At 53.9% G+C, this 22,641-nt stretch carries 10 protein-coding genes; 5 read left to right on the forward strand and 5 right to left on the reverse strand.

The annotated features are described in order from the left end of the window. The first annotated feature begins 431 nt into the window (after positions 1–431). Positions 432–3,767: a tail fiber domain-containing protein gene (locus PLD04_13790; protein ID HXK69398.1), complete on the forward strand. Its 3,336-nt coding sequence runs from the start codon at positions 432–434 to the stop codon at positions 3,765–3,767. Between the two features lie 372 nt (positions 3,768–4,139). On the opposite strand, the gene PLD04_13795 is transcribed toward PLD04_13790, so the two are convergent. Beyond that, positions 4,140–7,670, reverse strand: coding sequence for a hypothetical protein (locus tag PLD04_13795; protein ID HXK69399.1), 3,531 nt, complete (start codon positions 7,668–7,670; stop codon positions 4,140–4,142). Between the two features lie 299 nt (positions 7,671–7,969). Here PLD04_13795 and PLD04_13800 point away from each other — a divergent pair, with 299 nt between their 5' ends. Continuing rightward, positions 7,970–8,203 (forward strand): Lrp/AsnC ligand binding domain-containing protein, encoded by a 234-nt coding sequence (locus tag PLD04_13800; GenBank protein HXK69400.1) that lies wholly within the window; start codon positions 7,970–7,972, stop codon positions 8,201–8,203. Positions 8,204–8,342: 139 nt separating this feature from the next. On the opposite strand, the gene PLD04_13805 is transcribed toward PLD04_13800, so the two are convergent. Both PLD04_13805 and PLD04_13810 read right to left on the reverse strand, forming a co-directional pair. After that, positions 8,343–9,293, reverse strand: a complete 951-nt coding sequence (locus tag PLD04_13805; GenBank protein HXK69401.1) for a hypothetical protein — start codon at positions 9,291–9,293, stop codon at positions 8,343–8,345. 24 nt (positions 9,294–9,317) lie between these two features. Continuing rightward, a complete protein-coding gene (locus PLD04_13810; GenBank protein ID HXK69402.1) occupies positions 9,318–12,230 on the reverse strand; it encodes a hypothetical protein in 2,913 nt (970 codons plus the stop codon). A gap of 368 nt (positions 12,231–12,598) precedes the next feature. Here PLD04_13810 and PLD04_13815 point away from each other — a divergent pair, with 368 nt between their 5' ends. The 3 genes from PLD04_13815 (at position 12,599) to PLD04_13825 (ending at position 19,804) form a co-directional block, all read left to right on the forward strand. Next, entirely contained in the window at positions 12,599–14,668 is a 2,070-nt protein-coding gene (locus tag PLD04_13815) for a hypothetical protein (GenBank protein HXK69403.1), read from the forward strand. Between the two features lie 15 nt (positions 14,669–14,683). After that, the gene (locus PLD04_13820; GenBank protein HXK69404.1) at positions 14,684–18,895 is read left to right on the forward strand and encodes a proprotein convertase P-domain-containing protein; all 4,212 of its coding nucleotides are present in this window, start codon (positions 14,684–14,686) and stop codon (positions 18,893–18,895) included. A gap of 150 nt (positions 18,896–19,045) precedes the next feature. Continuing rightward, positions 19,046–19,804: a hypothetical protein gene (locus PLD04_13825; GenBank protein ID HXK69405.1), complete on the forward strand. Its 759-nt coding sequence runs from the start codon at positions 19,046–19,048 to the stop codon at positions 19,802–19,804. A gap of 108 nt (positions 19,805–19,912) precedes the next feature. Here the strand turns inward: PLD04_13825 and PLD04_13830 are convergent, their stop codons facing one another. Both PLD04_13830 and PLD04_13835 read right to left on the reverse strand, forming a co-directional pair. Continuing rightward, positions 19,913–20,926, reverse strand: coding sequence for an NAD(P)-dependent alcohol dehydrogenase (locus PLD04_13830; protein HXK69406.1), 1,014 nt, complete (start codon positions 20,924–20,926; stop codon positions 19,913–19,915). A gap of 202 nt (positions 20,927–21,128) precedes the next feature. Further along, positions 21,129–22,559, reverse strand: coding sequence for a HEAT repeat domain-containing protein (locus tag PLD04_13835; protein ID HXK69407.1), 1,431 nt, complete (start codon positions 22,557–22,559; stop codon positions 21,129–21,131). Positions 22,560–22,641 lie beyond the last annotated feature (82 nt).

The raw sequence follows: 22,641 nt of genomic DNA on the forward strand, positions 1-22,641 counted from the left end.
GCGTGAAAATCGTACCCCTTGCTCTCGGGGCTTAGAGGTGTCCCTATTTTATGAACATAATATTGCTAGAGATACCCTACCGATACGGAAAAACCTTTTTATCCGGGGACACGTAACGAGTACATGTCCCCGAGGGACAGTTCCTCCTTTTATCTCATAGATAACAACTTACAAAATAAAAAATAGGGACTGTCCCTATTTTATGAACATAATATTACGATCGGCACGAAAGTTACCTTCCGTAACTTCCAGCCTCTGACATATTGTCACCCTACCGTCACAAAAAACCGTGACGGAGGGTATCAATTCGGCACGAAAGTTACCTTCCGTAACTTCCAGCCTCATTGACTTTTAGCAATAATTCTCCCACCGTATAGTCAGGGTTGATGTTGGGTTACAAAATCAGGCGATTGTTATCATAGGAGGGGGACATGAGAAATTCATTCCTTTATTTTGTGGTGGTGTTTCTTCTCGCAGTAAACTTCTTCGCGGTTTCACCTCCCGGACAGATGAACTATCAGGGTGTCCTTCGCGATGATGACGGTGTGCCCCTTGATGGTCTGTACGACATGGTCTTCACATTTTTCAGTGACGCCACTGCGGGAGATGAGATCCTGATCGATTCCCACCAGGCGGCGGGGAGCGGTGCCGTGACCGTCTCCGAGGGCCTCTTTAATGTCGCCCTGGCCTCGGGTACGTTGACTGACGGGTCGGGTTCAGGAACGTACACCGCACTAAGTAATGTTTTTGCCGATTACGGGGAAGTGTGGATCCAGGTGAACATCGGAGGAGAGGATCTTTCCCCCCGGGTTCGCGTCCTGGCCTCGGCATACGCGCTGAACGCCGATTCCCTGGATGGGTTGGACAGCACAGCTTTTCTGACTTCGGAATCGGATCCTTCCGTGGGCTCCCTGACCTCCGGCAAGTGGTGCACCAGTCCCGACGGGTTGATTGTGGAGTGTACATCCGATTTACCTGTTGTCAGTGATGGAGATTGGACGATCAGCGGAAGTGATCTCTATTCTTCACAGGCCGGTGCGGTGGGGGTTGGTACAACGACGCCTGAGCGAAAGCTTCACGTGGAAGGCAATATGCTGGTGAAAACCTACGGTGCCGTTATTTTGGATCAAGAGCAAGCATTAGTCCCGGCGCAGTGGTCTGCTAATTTTGCATGGCAATCGTTCACAGCAGGTATGGATGGTACATTATCATCTATTTCCGTTAACCTTCGGTCACCTTATTCCGACGAATCCAATTGCACTGCCCTTGTTAGAATCTATTCAGGGGAAGGTACTGTCGGAGCAATACTCTATTCCCAATCCATCATGTTGAGTGGGGGATGGTCCTGGGTACCAATTTCTCTGAGTACTCCGCTAACTGTTACTACCGGAAATCAATACACTATATGGATTGACCCTGCGGCGAATGAACGCTCATGGATTCATTGCAGCGCTGGCGATCCGTATCCGGGAGGTAGACTTAATTACGATGCCGATTGGGATGCCAGCTTCCGCACTTATATAGGCAACGGTCTTTCCCCGGCTCTTCTTGTTACGGATCAAAGCAGAATCGGTGTAGGGACCTCGACTCCCACAAAGAATCTGCACCTCTTCTCTCAGAGCAACGACGACGGCTTGACCTTCCAGGTAGCCGACAACACCTACAGCCAGGGACTGATGTTCCAGAACTCCGGTGGGTTCTACACCTGGAGAATCTACAGGAAGGACAATGGGGCTTCGTATCCGGACCTGGTTTTTGCGAACGGCGCTTCCGGTGAACTGTCGTCACTTGACGACATGGTAACCTTCCAGCACGGCGGTCAGGTGGGGATCGGGAACGCTGATCCTTCCTACCTCCTGGATGTTGCCGGCGATATCCGAACAGAAGGTGCGCTTCGGGATGCCGCGGGAGACAGCGGCACCGCCGGACAGATTCTCTCCAGCACGGGAACGGGAATTGACTGGATCACACTGTTGGCCTCCACGATCACCTCTACCGATATCTTAAACTGGAACACAGCCTTTGGATGGGGGGATCACAGTACGGCCGGATACCTTACCGACCACCTCTGGACGCAGAACGGAGATGATATCTACTTCGATACCGGGTACGTGGGCATTGGGACCGATTCTCCGCTGGGGTCTCTCCACGTGGTGGCGGAAGAAGTCCTTGACCAGTCGCAGACGCAAGGCAACCTCGTCCAGTCGCCGTCATCGTTGAGGTGGCAGTCTTTCACGGCGGGACTCGATGGCGACATGGTGCGCATAACATTTCTGGAAACAGGGATCAACGGCGCAAGTCGAGATTTTGACTTCTACGAGGGAGAAGGTACCGGGGGCACCCTCCTCCACCATGACACGGTTCAGCTAGTCAGCGGTGAAGACACTTACATATTCTCCACCCCTGTTGCTATCACTGCAGGACAGGTCTACACATTTGCCCTCTCCGGCCCGAGCCTCATTATGCCCATGGACAACACAAACACCTACACACGGGGCCGATGTGACGTTTCCAGTAATAACGACTACCACTTCGCCACCTATCTTCATTCCTCTGATGGCGGGATGATTGTAACGGGGGGACGGGTGGGGATTCGAACAGATTCCCCTTCCTACACCCTGGATGTGAATGGAGATATGAAGACAGAAGGCATCGTGTTCAGAGATCCTGAAAATGGAAACACGGCGGTGGAGCTGAGGGCCAGCGATTCTGGTTATCCTGACACGGGTATCGCTCTACGGGCTTTGACCAATCCCAATAACGGGGATCCCATTTTCCGGATCCTCTCTTCCGGAGGAAATGAACGATTACGTGTGGATCATAATGGTTTCCTCTCCACCACCAATTCTCTTCAGGTGACCGGGCTGACCGAGAATTACTTCGCCGGAAATGTCGGCATAGGGATAACTCCCAGCTACCAGCTCCAGCTCAGCCAGAATTCAGCCGCCAAACCGACCTCCAATACCTGGACTGTCGCTTCGGATTTTCGTCTGAAGAAAGATATTCGGCCCTTCATGGATGGAATGAACGTGGTATCCCGTATAAATCCGATCTGGTATCGATACAATGGATTGGCAGGAATGCCGACGGATACGGAAGGTGTAGGGATTATCGCCCAGGAGATCGCTCCCGTTGCACCCTATACGATTCATTCCACTTCCATGAGACTGAGGGAAGGCGGTGAGGAAACGGAAGAGTTCCTTGGTTTTGATTCCGGCCCTCTCACCTTTGTCCTCATTAATGCTCTCAAAGAACTGGATGCACGATTGATGCGAATCGAAGGAATCAGCGAATGGGCGGATCAGGCTTCCTTTCCTGAAGAGAATGATAAACCTCACTTTCAAAAATCAAGTGAAAACGAAGTTGAAAAAGAGTTTTCCCATGATTCTGATTCGGATCTCCAGGGAGTAAAAGCCTTTGAGTATCTGCCCCTGGCTTATCCGGTGGAACCCGGAAGCGTCCTGGCATTAAATCCGGCGAATGGTGAGGAGCTCTATCCATGTAATCTGGAGGCAGATCCGATGGTCGTGGGGATCGCGGGAGAAAGCAGGCAGGGGCGCGTGATGACTATCGTTTCCGGAGTTGCATTCGTGAGGACCGATGCCTCGATGGCTTCTATCCGCCGTGGCGATCTGTTGGTTTCCTCTCCCCTTCCTGGACACGCGATGAAAATGAAGGCCTTTATCCCTGGAACGGTAATTGGCAAGGCTCTGGAACCGCTGGATTCGGGGACGGGAATGATCAGAGTGCTGGTGATGATGAGGTGAGACGGTTTTATGGGTTTATCCGCCTTCGCCAACCATAATGGCTACCAGCCTTCCCGCTTGCGTTACAAGACAACTTCAGCGCGGCAAGCGCTCTTCGAGCTACGGCCTGGCAAGCGGCGTGACAAGATGGGTAGACGGACCCCCAACCTACACCCCGTCCATCTCCAGGGATTACCGATCTGTTTTATCCGGGGACACACAGCGAGTACATCTCCCCGAGGGACAGTCCCTTCTTTTATCTCACATTTAACAACTTACAAAATAATAAATAGGGACTGTCCCTATTTAATGGAGCGGGACGGGTTTGCTCGTAGAGAACTGGTGTGATCAACCATACGTAAAGGAAAGGCTCGATTCGTAAAAGATATCGTGCTACCTCTTCGGGCCCTCCCCGCAGGTGTCGTTGCCGGCCGAAACGAGGTAGAAGACCAGGTCTTCCCCAGGAACGTCGATCGTGAGTCCCGTCGAACCGTCATGCCCAGTATTCACGGCCCCGTCGAAGGTACCGGAGGCATCCAGATCGCGGTAGACCGTGTAGAGATCACCACCGGCAACGTTAACCCAGGTCATAGCAATCCCCTCTTCCGCGGTTTTGACAAGCATGAATGAGGTTTCCGGTACTTCTCCCGGCATGGTCACGACGGTTACGCTGACGGGATCGGACTGGTCCACTAGAGACGGGCTCGGGCAGGTTGCCTCCAGAATATAGGCAAACGTGCCGATATCATGCGAAGCCGGTATGGTGTACTGCAGGGACGCGGCTCCCGTAATGGCGGATCCGTCTTCGTACCACTGGTAGGTGATCGGCGCCCCGCAGCCGCCTGCAAAGGAACCTGAGCCGTCCAGGAGGTAACCGCTTGTCTCGCAGACCGGTGCCGGGCGCGCGTAGGCCAGGGTATTGAGCACTACCTTCGAACCGTGGACATCGCACCCCCAGATTTCCACGTCGTCCACCATCCATCCGAGATAGTCATTGAAGAGAGAGTCAACCGTATCAAAGGTGAACCTCATATAGATGTCCGATCCCGACGAGGAACTGAGATCTGTTTTCCAGGAGTGCCAGAGGTTGTCATTGACGGTGATCTGGTCAACAACATTGTACGGCCCGGCGTCTTCACTCAGCCTCACCAGGCTCTGGTCCGTGGTCGTACTCCCCCCTTCGGTCTCCCTGCGGAACCACCAGTCCATGTGGCTGTAATAGTCGTAGGACTGCGTTGGGACGTTCAGGTTGTTGGAGTTTGTTGCGCCGGTATTGTAGGTGCATGTGGCGTTCTGGCCGTAATACCACGAGGTGGAAGGAGAACGATAATAGGGGTCGCATGCGCTATTTTCCTGGTGCCAGAGGCCGAAACCGGACCAGCCGTTAGGCCCGTTTTCCATGTCGTCGGAGTAGAGACGATAGGCGCCAAAGGGCACCGCGCGCCAGGCGGTTTCGTCCTTCAAATCGCTACTGTAGCAGCTTAAGGCCTGGCCGTTGATTCCGGTGATGTTCTCCAGCCCTGCCGTTGCGGTGGCCCCGCTGTCCGAACCCGATCCGAACACGGTGTCCTGGTACTGGACCAGGATCTGGTTGATTCCCTCGAAGAGAGTGACTTCAAAGGTTGCGTCCCCGACGGCGGGGTAGTGGGGAATTCCGGACCACTCCAGGGTCAGCCGCCGGTTGGGAGCGGTTCCTTCCAGGAAGCTATAGACGGCACCGCCGGATTCCGGGTTCAGGTCGTCCCAGAGGGGGGCGATGATGTTGTTCGGGGTATGCCGGTCGGGAAAGCAGGCGTTCCAGGGTCCCGGCGCCGATACCGGCGAAAAGGATAGATACCCGTCGTCGCAGACATAGAGCGTATCGTAGGTCCGTCCATAGAATTCGAAGGTAAATCCGATCGAAACGGGCATGCAGCAGTTGTCACACGTCATGCCGAGGTCATTCCCCACCGTGGCGTCTATCCATGTGTAGGTCTCGGAGCGTAATGAGTAGCGGAAGAACGGCTCCCCAAAAACAACCGAAATCTCGCCGGAAGAACTTCTTCCATTATCGGGCCCATTACCGTTACCAATTCCCACGATTACATCCCTGTACCCGTCCCCGTTGATGTCGCCAGGTAAATCGATAGCATCTCCTGCCTGATCACCTGAATCAGCACCGTAGATGACCCGTGCATTGGAGGGTGGTGTGGCAAGGTCTATGGCTGACGAGGGAGAGGCGGAACCGTAGATTATCCAGATCTCCCCGGCCGATAATGTCGCGTCGAGGGGGCCATCGGCCCAATAGGCTCCAAGAACCACTTCCTCAAATCCATCCCCATTTATATCTCCTGATGAAACGCTGCTTCCCGCACGGTCATTGATATCGGCACCAAAAATGACCGTCGTATTGGCTGGAGGTACCGCAAGGTCAATGGAGGTCAAAGGTGACCCTGAACCGTAGACAACCCAGACTTCACCGGCATTGTCCCTTCCGTTTCCCGGCCCGTTTCCCTGGTGCGATCCCAGAATCACATCGTCATACCCGTCCCCATTGATGTCTCCGCAGGAGACGGCTTCTCCCGCATAATCGTAATCATCCGCGCCGTAAATCACCGTCGTATTGACGGGCGGCGAAGCCAGGTCAATCGATGAAGAAGGAGAAGCGGAACCGTAGATGACCCAGACCTCCCCAGTCGTATCTTTAGTGTCACCAGGCCCGTCGCTGGAAAATGCTCCGAGGATCAGGTCCTCGTACCCGTCACCGTTCACATCGCCTGTGGCAGCATCGATCCCCAGATAGTCGTAGACGCCGGCGCCGTAGATGACCGTCGCATTGGAGGGAGGGGTCGCCAGATCAATGGATGAAGCAGGATCGTTGGAACCGTAGATAACCCAGACTTCACCAGCATTGAATCTATCATCCTCGGGGCCGTCGGGATAGATGGTTCCCATGGCGACATCGTCATACCCGTCCCCGTTGATGTCGCCGGAGGTAACGCTGAACCCTATACTATCGGATTCATCGGGGCCATAGATGACCGTCGTGTCGGCTGGGGGTGTGGCCAGATCGATAGACAACGCGGGGGAAGCAGAGCCATATACCACCCAGATTTCCCCGGCCCCCGCTCTTCCATTGGAGGGTCCGTCGGACCCGAAAGCACTCAGGATGACATCGTCGTATCCGTCTCCGTTGACATCACCGGAGGTGACACTTTGCCCCGCTGCATCATTGGAATCAGGACCGTAGATGACCGTCGCATCGGCTGGAGGCGTCGCCAGGTCAACGAACGACTCAGGGAGAATGGAACCGTAGATAATCCAGATTTCCCCGGCCGCACTTCTTCCATTGGAAGGACCGTCGCCTCCTGTAACTCCCAGGATTATATCTGCGTAGCCATCCCCGTTGATATCGCCGGAAGCAACGCTTCCACCTGCACCATCATTATTCTCGACACCGTAGACAATCATATCTTCCGAAAAAGACGCCATATCTATCCCCGGGAGGTTGCGCATGGGATGAATGACCGTGAGGATCTCCTCACTGTTCACGGCATTGAGATGGAAGGTGAGGGAAAGGTCCTTACCACAGGGTACGGTGGTGGCCAGCGTCACAGCAAAGTGGGGCGCCTGGGATAGGGCAAACTCCCCGGGTTTGACATCCCCGAATGTGGCACTCCGGCCGGTGAAGGTGATCCCCGGCTCATCGCAGTAAATGGCTCCCTGGACGCCCCAGGCGGTAGCCGTGCCGGCATTATAGATCCGAACCTGCAGAATGGCGGACTCTCCGGGATCCAGAATTCCGTTGTTGTTACCGCCGCTCAAATCATCCACGCTGACCTGGATAAACCTCAGATCAGGGGCCGGAACCCTGCTGTCATCCGATTGTCCGATCGCCAGAACCGTGATTAGCAGAATGATCACTGCAACGATGGAATTGCGCATGTGCCCCCCTCAGCATCTTTCTGGTTTATCCATTTTTCTTTACGGGAGCCTGTATGTCAAGTCAACAATCATGTCAGGATCGGATTTATTACCCATGCACGGCGGATTTGTCCCCGTTGATGAAAAAGAAAAGCGGATATTCCAGGGGCGAAAAGGCGGGCTACAGATTGCACCCTTTTTACCTCATAGATAACAACTTACAAAATAATAAATAGGGACTGTCCCTATTTAATTCGTTCTAATGCGGGGATGTCTCATGCTATGATAGGTATGGATGGAACGCAGAAAGGGGGTGCATGATGGCAAAAGCTTTTGTTCGAGTTTGTGTTGAAGTCGGTAAGGAGAGGGGGGTTCGTGACGGACTCCGTCTTTTTGATGAAGTCGAGATGGCGGAAATGACCTCAGGTGAGCAGGACGTCATTGCCATTGTCCACGGAAGCAGTTTTGAAGACATTCTGACATTTGTACAGTCCAGACTTCGTCAGTTCACCGGGATCAAGGTCACCTGGACCAACTTTATTCTGGAGACATAGTTACAATTATGCCGTCTGTTAACCCAATTACATGAAGGGTTTCTTTATTTTTTCCACCTGAAACAGAACCTGATGGTTCATTCCTGCCGGTCTCTTTCCCTGAATACGTTATCTTTTCAGGAATTCCCCTTCGATGATCCTACTGAACCTCGAAGATGGCTTCCGCCTCGGCTTCAGAACCGGCAAATTCGATTCGCGCGGTAAACCGGTAGACACCGGGTTTAGCGCTGGACGGAACCTTCACCTTCTTGGAAGACGTAAAGGAGCCGCTTCCCCGTGCAATCGGATCTCTAAAAGATGCCAGCTTCTTATCACCCATATAAAGCGCTCTAAGCTCCACTGCTTCAAAGGAGGTTGAAGGCGGAATCCCCTGCACACGATAATGGATAACCAGGTCCACCTGTTCCCCTGCCCGTACCCTGACAGGCTGGACGGAAGTAGAGAGGATCTCTACCTGGGGCTTGAATGCCTGGCCAGAAGGAGCGGTTGGAGCTGTTGCCGCGGGTGGAGCGTACCCGGGGCCTGGCGCAGACAAAGGAACACTGGAGAGTTGTTCACTCTTTCCATAGAGCTTTAAGATCTGAAGCCGCAAAAACCTCTCGGCATCGGGAAGATCTTCCAGGTCTTTGTCTTCAAAGATGATCCTGGCCCGGGCGGAATACTTTTCAAAATGAAAGTCGACCTGCAGATCCTTCCCCTTGGAAGGACGGCGAAGACTCCATCCGTCGCAGATCAGGGACGCTCCGACCAGGATCTTTTTCTTTGGAATGATCGGACGGAGGGAGTCCCTGTTCGTAACCATGAAGCGCACTTCGGTATCGTCTTGAGGAAATTTCGCCCATTTGCTTTCGGACCAGCCTTCCGAGTCGGAACCCTTCTCGATTTTGAACGGATAGCGGATCTGCGCTCTGGCCCCCGTCCACTCCCTGTTGACACTCTCCAGGGTAATGGGTTCTGCCGGGACGTAGCTCGCAGGGACAGAGGGTGCTTTGCCGGACCCAAAGGTACAGGCACCCAGGATCACAAGTGAAAAAATAATCATGAGGATTTTTAGAGCTTTTTTCATAACAATATGGGGGGGCAGATTCATCTTCATCCTCCTGGTTTCGTGAAATTAATATTCCGCATAGGTTGCCGGATTGGGACATTTCTGTTGTACTGCAGCCTTCATGGCCTCGCGCGACCCGGTTGCCACCACTTTGCTTGGCGCACCCTTTTGCCCATAGATCGCCAGTGCTTCGTCCAGGCTTCTCCTCTTTGTGACTGGAACTACCAGGTAGGCGCTGCCCGGATGAGAGCCCGTGAAGTAAAAATCGACGAGAGCCCAGTAGATCAATTCATCCTCGTGGCTGGGTCGTGCTGCAATCGTGATACTGCAGTAATATTCCTGACCGGACGAAGTGGAGGTTCCCGATGTGCCCGCCGATCCTCCTCCCGTCGCTCCGCCAGTACTTCCGCCTCCCCCAACCATGCCTCCACCTCCCCCACCCCCTCCTCCCGTCGTTGTTGGGACGTAGCCGCCGCCACGGGTGCTGTTCTGTGCGGCCTGCACCATCGTCGCTGCGGTTGTCAGTGTCGAGATTAACCCTCCGAGTGCGACAGCCGTCTCCTGACGGTCGCGGGCTCGGACATTGACCATTTCGTTTGACACCTGGCCAAGCACACCGTTGATCTTGTCCACCATGCAGTTCGGGGCAAATTGCGCAGCCTGCTGGATCGATTGACGGACAGCCTGCAAATCACTCACTTCCAGCGAAGAACCCTGCAGCCGATCCTGTGCCTGCTGTAACGCGGACATCGCCTGACGCTGCCGGTTGGCATTATCGATAATCGTCCTGTAATTAGCGTTCAGCCAGGGGTTATCGGGATCCCGCGCGGCAATCCAGTCCGCATAGCGGAGGGCTGATTCAAAGTTACAGGCACTAAATGCCGATTCGGCGGAACGGATCCATCCAGCCACCTGGGGATCATACTCGGATGGAGAGGCAGACGAATTTCCCGGGGAGAAACCACCCTGCGACACGGCCGGCTGGTTTCCAGCATCGGTCCCATCCACGGTCTCGACATTTCCTTCTGCAACCCAACCTCCACCCCCATCCCCCGTTTCCGGTTCGTTTCCACCTTCTCCCACTTCAGGACCGGTTGAAGAGTCATCGTTTTCATCCTCATCGAAACCCGGCCACTCGTCTTCATTGGGATCTTCTTCAAATCCTTCGTCGGAAGAATCTTCCTCTGGGGCTTCACCGGACATTGCATCCGCGCAGGAACGTGCACGTGCGGAGAGTGTCTCCGCCTCGGTCTTCAGATCTTTTGCCCGGCTATCCATCTCATCCATCAAATCCGCCATCTCCCACATGTCCGGCAGATCATCAAGGCACATCCTTCCCTGCTTCTGTTTATCCATGAGCTCACGCACAAATGACTCGTTTGAGATCAACTGATCTCTCACCGTATTTATCTCCTCCTCCGTAGGAAACGGAAGAGATTGCATGGCTCCGTCAAGCTCGGAAATGCGGTCCCGGTAATTATTCAGGAGGGCAAAAAGGTCGATGTTCTCATTCTGGTTCTCTTCCAGGAAAGGGTGATCACATGCTGTGAGCTGTTCCCGGGCCTCCGCCAGCTTCGACAGGATCTCCCCTCTTTTCTGGTTCGCATCACTGCTTTCCCCCCGCATATTCATCAGCCTCATGGTGTCGTTTTCGAGTGCGGTAAGTAAATCCTGAAATGTAATCTCGACAGGCGGTTCCCATGACGTGAAGCTGACCCGGCTGTCAATGACCTCACGTGCAGTATCTCCAGCCTTTCCTGCCTTATCTTCTGCCTGGGAAGCGAAGGTTTCCGCGGAGGATATTTCTGTCGCCCTGCAGGCATTTTGCATATCTTTCCTGATCGATTCCACAAACGATTCCAGAACAAACAACTTCAGTTTCACGTTTTCCAGAATACGTTCCCCGGCGTCCCACTCTTCCTGATCCGCCCTGCAGAGATCTTCCACTGCGGCCAGATCGCCTTCAAGTTTTCCAGCCGCCCGATCGATTGCGTTCTCATGCTGGTTAACTTCATTTTTCAGAGCGCCGAAGTCCACCGAAGTGCTGAGGCTATTGAAGCGCTGTTCCGCTTCGGCCAGTAACATCCCGCTATTTTCCGCTGCGCTCATGCAGGTGGAAAGGAAATCCTCACTCCCCGAAATGGAATCTTCATTACAGGTCAATCCCTTGATCATCGTCCACCAGCCCTGAAATTCCCGAATGGTATCTACTTCTGCCCGAAGCATGGCTGCCTTTTCACCCAGCGCCTTCTGCCTTTCCCGCGCTTCAACGATCAGGTTGATATCCTGCAGCATCGAGGCTGCAGCTGCACGGACACGGTTCTCATTTGCCTGCCAGTCATTCACGTCGGGAAAGCCGGATTGATTCAGGACTACCTTCACATATTCGTAAAACATCGTTCGAAACTGCCGCTCACGCGAATTGAAGGCGACCGGGTTCGTGTCCTTCCACTTGAGGTAACTGTTGAGAAAGTAGTTCACCCGGTCGGCGGACCGAAGGGAGGAATCCTGTTCCGCAAAATTGGCGGCTGTTTTCAGGTTGATATAGACGATCTCCTCATTCAGCTGCGTCGCAAATGTGTTCAGCTCCTTCATGACCGTCCAGACCGCTACGGCGTAGGGTCCTCCGATGATGGCAAGCTCCATCTCCCATGCACCACCCCCCGCGATTTCCGCCGCTTTCCACAGATCTCCTGTTGCCGCTTCATCAAGAGCCTGGATCATCGTCGTCAGTTCACCCATATGCTCCAGCATGCCATCCGCCACTCCCCGATTCAGGATTCCATAGACATTCTTGGATTTCACACCGGTTACCACGTTATCCGCCCAGGCCTGAAGGGCTTTCTGTACGGGAGCGTTGGCCCATTCTTTCACCTTGCCACATCCGTACCTCTGGACATACTGGCTGGCTGCATCTTCCGCCGGTCCGACGTCCGCAGGAAGCGGATTACAGAGGACTGAGAAAAAGAACAGGATCATAGAAAAGATGAGGAGTTCTTTGCGAAACAGATGACGGAGGATGTGGAAATTTCTCAATTTCCTGATGCCTTCTCAATATCATTTGCATAGGACGTGAATCGAGTGTATCCCCATACCAGTACCATGTTGCACATTATGCCAAAATCAATAGACAATCTCAAGGATTATACGTATTGCAAAATCCTTCTTGACCGTCGGATTTTTTCACTCTGATGCCCCCAGGCCTCAAACGAATGAGTTCCTCAAAATCCGCGATCTTCCAGGTACCGTTCTATTGTATCGGTTCCATCTTCAGTCTTATTTTGCCTTTCCCCATTTTTTTTGGGATAATGAAATGTCAGAATCTTGCGTTTTTCAGGAGGGCGCTTTTGACTCATCTCACCTCCCCCGGGTTCAGAACCCCCAGCCCACTGTTGTTTTCTCTTTCCGTCTCCCTCTTTCTCATGGTTCCACCCTTTCTCTTTCTGGTTTCGTGCTCCACCGCGATGCAGCCTGTTTCCACCTCCTCCCCTTCCATCGAGATCCCCACTGGAGATCTTGCCCTGGCCCTGACTTCAGAGAATGAAGCCACAGCCATCGAGGCGGTGAGACGACTGAAGGATCCTGCTCTGCTGGCCAGGATAGCCTGGGAGTCCAACTGGAAATCAGCCCGTACCGAAGCAATAGCAATTCTCGATGATCCAGATGAACTGGCCCGCCTGGCCCTGGAAGGAGACTGGTTCCTGCGGTGGATGACAGTCCCCCGGCTTACAGATCAGGAAGTTCTTGCCAGAATGGCACGCAGTGACCCGGAAGCCTTTATCCGCGAGGATGCCGTGAAACAGGTCACGAATGAAACCGTACTGCGGGATGTTCTCGCAAGTGACACGGATCAACGCGTCCGTCAGGCAGCTGTTTTCTCTATGCGTGATCAACCTTTTCTGGCCAGCCTGGCTGTGGAATCTCCCGATGAAGAAATCCGCCAGGTGGCCATGGGGGGACTCCAGGATAAAGACCTCCTCCTCCGTGTCGCCCGTGAGACGACGGAAGAGGAAATGAGAAGACAGGCCTTGTTGAAGGTGAATGATCCGGATACCTGCAAGCTGCTTATTCGTACCGAAGCCAATCTTCCTCTTCGAAAGACAGCCCTGCTCTTTATTTCCGATGAATCGGTCCTGGAGTCCCTGGCCTTTGATCCGGCTGAGAACCAGGAAATACGGGTTGCTTCGATATCCCGATTGAAAGGGGAAGAAAGTCTGGCCCGCCTGGCCGAGCTCGACCAGCCCTCTCCCGTGAGGAAGGCGGCTGTGGAAATTATGAAGGATCAGGACGTTCTGAGCCGGATTGCCGTTGGGGATCCCGATCGGGAAATTCGTCTCGCTGCGATTGGTCGTCTGAACATCCAGGACACATTGGAAAAATTGTCCGCTGATGAACCCGATCCCGAGCTCAGGGCCAGGGCTGTATCCCGCCTGGAGAGCCAGGATGTTCTTGTTCATGTTTTTCATAATGATCCGGAGGGTGCGGTTCGTCTTGAAGCAATTGCCAGGATTCATGACGGGGAAGTTAAGGCCGATGCGTTGAACGATCCCGATGAGCGCGTCCGCGCAAAGGCGGTCCTTTCAATGCCGGAAGACAGGGAACGGTTTGCCAGTCTGGCTTTACACGATCCGTCTCACCTTGTTCGCATGAATGCCGCAGCACGCCTGCTCGATCCGGAGATTCTGGACCGGATTGTCCGAACCGATCCCAGCACAGGTGTCCGGGAGACTGCACTCAAACGCCTTACCGATCCGGAGTATCTGGCCGCGTACCTGGAGAACGGGAAGGACTGGCGGCTTCGGGCGGAAACCGTAATCAAGCTGCGGGACCTCTCTGTTTTGGAGAAAGCTGCCCGCGATTCCGATGAGGATGTTCGACATATGGCCTGGTATCGGATCCATCACCTGAAGCTGGAGGACCAGCTGAAGGATGAGGGCCTGCGGGATAAGATTTTCCATTATAACCTCTATCCGGTTCCCGATCCCGATCCCAGGGAAAACCGTCTCCGGACCGAACTCAACAATCCCGTTCTCCTGGGAGCTCTGGGTCCCCTGGAAATCACCGTGACCCGCAGTTATTCGGAACGAAGATACGTTCGTGACTATGAGGGCGGCGGATATCCCCCCATGCGAGGAAGAACGATCGCGGAGGCCTGGAAGGTAAAAATCAAGGATCAGAAAGGACAGATCCTCTCGGATCGCATTTTCCGCGGAAACAAGCCCACCAAGGCTCAAGCCTTTGATAAGCGAACTCCAATGGTGGATGGTTCTTACGTTCAATACAATAACGCGCAGGTGGATTTTGTATTGATTTGCCGTGATCTTCTTAAGGATCTTGGAAAGCCGATCCTTGAACAACTGGTTTCCGATGGAGGCAGAGATCTTCGGTATGCCGCAGAATCTCTGCTCAACCCGTGACTGATGGAGGATGAAATGACCCGTATGCGATTTGTATTCCTGCTCTGTATCCTGGCGTTTTCGGCAAGTCTCATTGCCGGAAATGGTCCGACCTATGTGAGTGATCCGGTTGTTCCAACGATCAGCAGGGCTGTCCGGGAGCTGCCTCAGGTGGATGATGAAAAAGATGCCTTTGGCCCGGAAATGGCGAGGCGCCAGGATTACGGCTTTTCCGGCCCTGATCAGCAGGGACCTCCCAAGGATAATCCCCTGGCGGATCTGCAAAATCTGACACCCAGACCGGAACCCAACGGGTTCGATACGCTGCTACAAAATTTTGCGGGTTATACGTCCTCCTCATCCCCCCCCGATACCACGGGCGACGTCGGACCGAACCACTTCGTCCAGGGCTCCAACAGCAGCGGTGCCTCCGTCATGCGTATCTTCAATAAAAGCGGCGTCGCACAGGCAACAATCTACCTGGAGGACCTTGCCAGCGGTGGAAGCTGCGCCACGGGGTATTGTGACCCTATCGTGAATTACGATGAAGCCGCGGACCGCTGGGTCGTAAGCGAATTTGCCTCTTCCGGTTCCTATTTCTGTGTCTACGTTTCCACATCACCCGATCCCACAAGTACATGGTACGCCTATCAATTCAGCGCGGGATACAGCAGTGTCCCGGATTATCCAAAATATGGCGTCTGGCCCCTGGACACGAATGGCGACGGGCAATACATGGAAGGTTCTTACCTCATCGGCGTAAATGCCGGGTCTACAGGAAACCGGGATGTCTGGGCCCTGGACCGTGCGAACATGCTTCAGGGAAACCCCGCCTCCACACAGAAATTTTCTGCCCCTGAGCTTTCAGGGTTTGGTTTTCAGTTATTTCTGCCTGCAGGTCATGAAGGCGACGCAATGCCTCCATCCGGAAACACGCCTGCTCTTTTCCTGCGGCCGGTGGATACCGAGGTTAATAGCGAATTTGATGGAGACTGTTCACCAGAACCCTGTGACATCATGGAGATCTGGTCGCTGCTCGTGGATTGGAATAATTCCAGCAACAGCGATTTCAATCAGCTGGCACTTGTTAAAATCGCGGAATACGACCATACGCTCTGTGGAACGGGATCGGATTGGAGCTGTATGGCCCAGCCTGGAACAGCCCAGGAACTCGATCCGATCCGCGAACCGATCCACTTTCCCCTCCAGTACCGGAACTGGGGAAGTTACCAGACACTCGTAGGCTGCTTTGCGGAAGATGTGGATGGCAGTGATCGCGCTGCCGCTCACTGGTTTGAAATTAGAAAGACCGGAGCGGGTGCCTGGACTCTATATCAGGAAGGGGTCCTGGGCACGACATCAGGCTCCAATAATGTTAACCGTTCCGTATGTTCGGCAGCCATGGATTCTTCCGGCAACATCGCGGTGGGATACACGAGGACCGGATCACTGGCTCCCTACTACCCTTCAATCTATTATTCCGGACGACTCGCAACCGACGCGCTGGGAACGATGCCCTATTACGATCTGACCATCCAGGATGCCACCACATCCAAGACCAACAACGAACGGTGGGGTGATTATGCCGGAATGGGAATCGATCCGGACGATGACTGCACATTCTGGTTCGTGACGGAGTACGGCGGTTCAGGAAATACCCGTATTGCCGCCATGAAGTTTGACCAGTGCGGATGTCTGACAACTCCACCCACTCCTACTGCTTCCGCGGCGGCAGTCGGCAATAACCGGATCGATGTTTCCTGGAACGATTCCTCCATGGCCTCCATTACCCGGTACTGGGTCTACCGGTCGATGTCCTCCGGAGGTCCCTATACGCAGATCGCCGAAGTAGCCGATACCAGCCCCGGAACCGGAAACGGACCCGGGTATTCCTATACGGATCTTGACGTGAGCGGCGGCACCCGCTATTACTACGTCGTTAAATCCAATGATGGTGGTGCCTGTACATCAGCGGAATCCAGTGAAGTCAATGCTCTGGCTCAGGGTGTCTGCACCCTCGATCCCGACTTTTCCGGTGTCACATCGGTCACGAATGCCGCAAGTGCAACCTGCACCCTGAATATCGCATGGGACTGGGGTACGTCACGATGTTCGGGAACGTTAACCTACAAGGTGTACAGAGATACGACACCCGGGTTTACGCCCGGCCCCGCAAATCTTATCGCCGAGGGTCTCACAGGTACCTCGCACCAGGATCTGGATCAACTGACGAGCGGTACCGAGTATTATTACGTTGTCCACGCAGTCGATTCCGTGAACAGCGCCGAAGACACAAACACAACAGAAGACAGTGGGATTCCCTCCGGGCCGGGATCGGGATCGAACACCTACACCAGCACCGATGTTCCCAAGTCAATAACCGATAACAATACCGTAACATCCACTGTCACCGTGTCCGACACAAACGTGATTTCCGATGTGAACGTCACGATCATCAGCCTGACTCACACTTACGACGGGGACCTCGATATCTTCCTCATCGCACCAAATTCCACCCGTGTTGAACTCACAACGGATAACGGAGGAACAGGAGAAAACTTTACCAATACGGTTTTCGACGACAGCGCCGCGACCTCCATCACGGCGGGAGCGGCACCGTTCACCGGAAGCTTCCGCCCGGAAGGTTCTCTGGCAACTCTGAACGGTATCGCCAGCAACGGGATCTGGACACTGGAAATCACAGATGATGCCGGAGGTGACACGGGGACCCTTACGTCGTGGTCCCTGACTCTGACCACACAGACATCATGCTCCACGGGATCCAATTGCCTGAACAATCCATCGTCGGTAAATGTCACACCCAACGGTCCCCTGACCCTCTGTGGCGGAACATCCCAGCAGTTGACCGCGACACCCTCTGGAGGATCTGAGCTCAGCTACCAGTGGTATGACGGCATCAACCCGATCCCGCTGGCGACATCCGCGACCTTTGACGCCAGTGATACAGGCACGCACAGCTATAATTGCCAGGTAAAGGGTTCCGGGTGTATCTCGGCCATGTCTGATGCCACACCGACCTCCATCACCTGGCAATCCACTCCTTCCTTTGCTGGCCTGGTCAGTGTAACCAACCCTCAGGCAAGCACCTGTGCCCTTGACCTCGACTGGAATGACGCATCGATTCCGTGTCCCTCCGGTGTGACCTATTCGGTCTATCGGGATACCAACCCTGGATTCACGCCCGGACCCGCCAACCTTCTCGTTTCCGGCCTCACGGCAACCGCCTACCAGGACACAGACAACCTCACCAGCGGCACGATCTATTACTACAAGACCCATGCGGTTTCCGTGGATACAAGCGTTGAAGAAACAAATACCGTGGAACGGTCCGGTGCCCCGACAGGTCCTGGCGGCGGCCCCTTTACCGCGCTGGCTCTCGAGGATTTCGAGGGTTCCTGGGGACCGCAGGGAGATAACCCTCCCGCTGGATGGACGATCGAGGATCATGGGAGCCTTGCCGATGGGTGGAACAACAACGACTGGTACAACTACGCTAAAGGCGGAAGTTACGGCCAGGTAGCCCGAGTGTACTACTACCCGCTTGAAAACCAGAACGAATGGCTGATCTCTCCCGCTTTCGATATTCCTGGAACGGTCACCAGCGTGAATCTCGAATACGATCACTATTTCTACGTCTACTCGGCACCAGGAGAAGACGGATACGTTGACTTCATTTCTGACCAGACGACCTCGTGGACTCAGCTTGCCCACTATTCTTCCACGACGGGGACCTCCTCCAGCTATGCCCATGCGGTGATCGATCTCAGCGCGTATGCGGGGGAGACGAACTGCCAGATCCGGTTCCGATATGTTTCCTATGACGGCTGGTACTGGGAAGTCGATAACGTTCAGGTCACGGGAGTTGTGAATAATGCCTGTACCACGGGAAGTTCGGTTCCCGTGGAAGTTAAAAATGTCCAGTGGACCGATGCATCTACACTGACATGGGACCAGGATCCAGCCTGCGACATGGGGTACCGCGTCTTTCGGGGCATTCCCGCCGACCTGGACAAACTGCTCGTTGACGGAACTTCTGATTCCTGCGAAAAGGCATCCACTTCAGCGTACGATCAGAACTCCGTTGTGATTAACGGAGATGATCCTTCCGGAGTGACGGGCGGATTCTACTGGTACCTAATCTGTGGAGAGTCCAGCAGTGGTTCCGGACCGTTTGGAAACGCTACGACGGGGACCCGGTATCTCAACTCCTCAGGTGACTGTCCATAAGCTTTTTTCTGTATGTAACTTCTTACCCCCGGTTTTCGCCGGGGGTTTTTCCATTCATGAGGACCTTTCAGGCTTGCTGAGAATCATGATTAAAAAGATTGATGATCCGTGATATGATCTTTGTATCCCTATAAATAAAGAGGTTATTCTATGAAACAATTCATGCTGGGTTGTTTGATTCTGATGATGTGCTCAGTCGGTTTTGGTCAGGCTTCCAGCTGGTGGAGAATACCCGCCGTAGGTTCCGGACCGGGTGCGTACGGATCATACTGGCTGAGCGATATCTACTTATTTAATCCAAACCTCTATCCGATCAGTGTCAACGTTTACCTGATCTATACGACAGGAACCTATGGACCTCTCACATACACCATCCCGGAGTGGGGTTCCACGACAATCAAGGATGTGGGTGGAAAATTTTCCCTCCAGGGTGCCGCCGCACTGCAGATCCAGGGGCAGAATGATGCCGTCTTTAATGTGATGAGCCGCACGTACAACCGGGAAACCAATGGAGATACGACGGGGCAGGATATTGCGGGACAGGACTGGTGCGCCGGAAACTCTTCCGGTCCATCCCAGATGATTCTCTTTCTCGGGATTCAGCAAAACAGCGGTTTCCGGACCAACATGGGATTCATGGGTGGAAGTAACCCTGTAGATCTTCTCGTGAGCGTTTATGATGGAAACAACCAGTATGTAACGGGGATTCCTGTTCACCTGGACTCGTGGAGCGGGACATCGTTTTCCCTGGCAAAGTACACCAGTGCAAACATTTCAAACGGATATGCCATTGCTTCCATTACATCCAGCGCGTCTGCCTGCGTGAACGGGTATGCGTCCGTTGTGGATAACGGGACCCAGGATGGTACCTACATAGGGGGACAGATTCTTTACGCGCCCATGAAATAAGGGGGCTACCAAACAGATCGATTAGCCGTACCCGTCATTCCCTGTGTCTTTTGGAACACAGGGAATAGGCGTTTGAAACAAAATTCTATTGACAGGAATGAGCTTTCTTCATGATTTCAGGACGATCCGGTACCGGGCCTTTCCTGAGCGGAGGTGGTCAAAGGCTTCGTTGATATCCTTCATGGCGAACTCTTCCGTCACCGGGGCGATCGTGTGCCGTGCACAGAATTCCAGCATCGTTCTTGTCAGTGCCGGGCTTCCCAGGGGGCTGCCGGCCACCGATTTTTCCCCTGTAATAAGCGAAAATGCAGGGACTCCCATAGGTTCAAGCACGGCTCCTACCGTATGAAAAACCCCTTTGGGGCCCAGTAATTCAAGGTAGACCGGCCAGTCCAGAGATACGTTCGTTGTGTTGAGGATAAAATCAAAGTAGCCGACATACGCCCGTAACGCGTCCGCATCCCGGGAATTGACCACCCGGTGAGCCCCCATGGAGCGGGCTTCCTCTTCCTTCCCCGGCGAAGAGGTGAACGCGGTGACTTCGCACCCCCATTTATTCAGGAACTGAAGAGCCATGTGTCCCAGGCCGCCAATCCCGATCACCCCGACCCGGTCGGTAGGCAGGACTCCAGCCTTGAGAATGGGGTTGAAGACGGTGATTCCCCCACAGAAAAGGGGGCCGACCTTCGCTTGATCGAGTTCCTTCGGAATGGGAGTCGCCCAGGCCCAGTGCCCGCGGACTATATCTGCAAAACCGCCGTAGCGTCCCACGATGGTCTGCTCGTTTCCGGCGCACAGGTGATGGCTTCCGGAGAGACACTGTGCACAGTGCATGCAACTGCCTGAAAACCAGCCCAGGCCAACACGGTCTCCCACCGAGAGACCTTTTACATGTTCCCCGGTCCGCTCGATCGTACCGACAACTTCGTGGCCGGGGACAAAGGGATACGCCGTCATGCCCCAGTCGTTGTCCAGCATGCTCAGATCGGAATGGCAGAGTCCGCAGAATTCAACACGTATATCGACCTGTTCGGGACCGATTTCTGAAAGATCGTAGGTAAAGGGTTCTAACGGGCCTTTCGCCCGGGTTGCCGCGTATGCGTTAACAAGGGTTTTGCTCATGCATACCTCCTGGATGAAGTGTCATATGTCCTACCCTTAACGAACAGACAGGGGGTGACCGAAATTCCTGATCAAGCATCAGTAGATCGTAGATAGTAGATCGTAGACAGTAGATGATAGATAATAGTTGGATAGACGGTTGAAAAGCAATAAACAATGTTTTTGAGATTCGCAAATTTTTCTACGAACTACGATTTGCGGACTACGGTCTACGGTTTTTTAATCTCTCCTCCATCGAAGTAATGGCGTTTTCTACCTCCACACGAATCCACTCGTTGGTGGCTACATCCAGGTCACCCACCTGTCTCAGGCTTTTTATTTTCTCAAGAACGTCAGGCCCGCCTGTCTTTGCGAGACCCCGGATGGCCTCGATGCCCCGATGCTCCGCCGAAAGGGCTCCGGTTCCATCCCTTTCCTCCAGAAGTCCCAGAAGTGCCTTTACGACCCTGGGATCATCGATTTCTCCCAGGAGCCTCGGTACGGAATAGATGAATTGATCTTCTTTACGGGAGAGCATTCCAATGAGCCGATCGACGATCGCATGCTGATCGATTCCGCCCTTGAGACTTCCATGGTTCCGGTTTGTTATGGCACCGAAGAGAACATGATCGTCCGCATCTTTCAATAAAACGGCCAGGGCTTTGGGATTTTCCGCTCTCAGGCCCAGCGCAGGAAGAAAAGCTCCTTTCGGGTACTTGCCTGATTTTTCTGCGTCAAGAATAGCCGTAATGACCCCTTCGCGCCCTTCGATCATTTCCAGGTGGTAGAGGAGATAGGACAGGTACCCCGTCGGAGTCGGCGGCGTCTGTCGGAATGTTCTTGATATCAGGCCAGGCTCTTCCCGGTTGATATTGTGTCTTCCGCCGTGAGTCAGATGAAACGGTGTGTCAGGATACATCAGGGCGTCAAGAAGAGGTGTAACCGCATCGAGCCCGGCCTTCACAATGATGGGATCAATTCCATCCGGCACCCATGGTGGAAGGACTTCCGTCACGATATCGGGGAAGGGATCCGGCGTGCTGTCATAGGAACGGGAGATACAGGGTTTCAATCGGAGCCCGGAGAGCGCTGCAGGGAGAACCTCTGTTTTTCCTGCGAGAATCAGGCCCTTCAGGGCTGCCAGGATCACAGGCTGGTAAGATTGGGCACTTCCTCCCTCCCCGATTCTCCGCGGATCCTGTCGAAGATAGACGACTTCCGTGTCACTTAATCCCTGGCTCAGGAGTTCCACAAAGAGGGAGTTGTGGGATTGGGATTCAAAACGACCCACCGCAATCATCACTGCAGCCCGGACCTTCCAATCCGAATCTTCTGAAAGGCGCTTCACATCAAGGGCCGGATTGTTCATTCGCCCCATGAGCTCGATTGCCCAGCACCGCACGTCCGTGGTTCCCCTGTCCGTCAGCATCACCAGATCTTTATCAGCTCCGGGGCCAAGGTTCCGGATCCGCCGAATTGCTTCTTCAAGATCCTTTTCCTTTTTCAGATTCCCTGGATCCTGCAGGCCAAACCCGCAATCCAGAGCCTGATCACTCCACCAGTCATGGGCTCTGCTCAGGTCCCTGCATATTCTTGAAGCTTCACCGGCGATTACGGCATCCGGGATAAGAAGAAGACCAGCCAAAATGAACAAATTCAGGATTCTTAGTAAGGTTCCACCGGACCTCATATCTTCCTCCCCTCGGTATGATTCTACCGCATCACTCAAGGGACGA

The organism is Thermoanaerobaculia bacterium, assembly GCA_035593605.1.
Classification (GTDB): domain Bacteria; phylum Acidobacteriota; class Thermoanaerobaculia; order UBA2201; family DAOSWS01; genus DAOSWS01.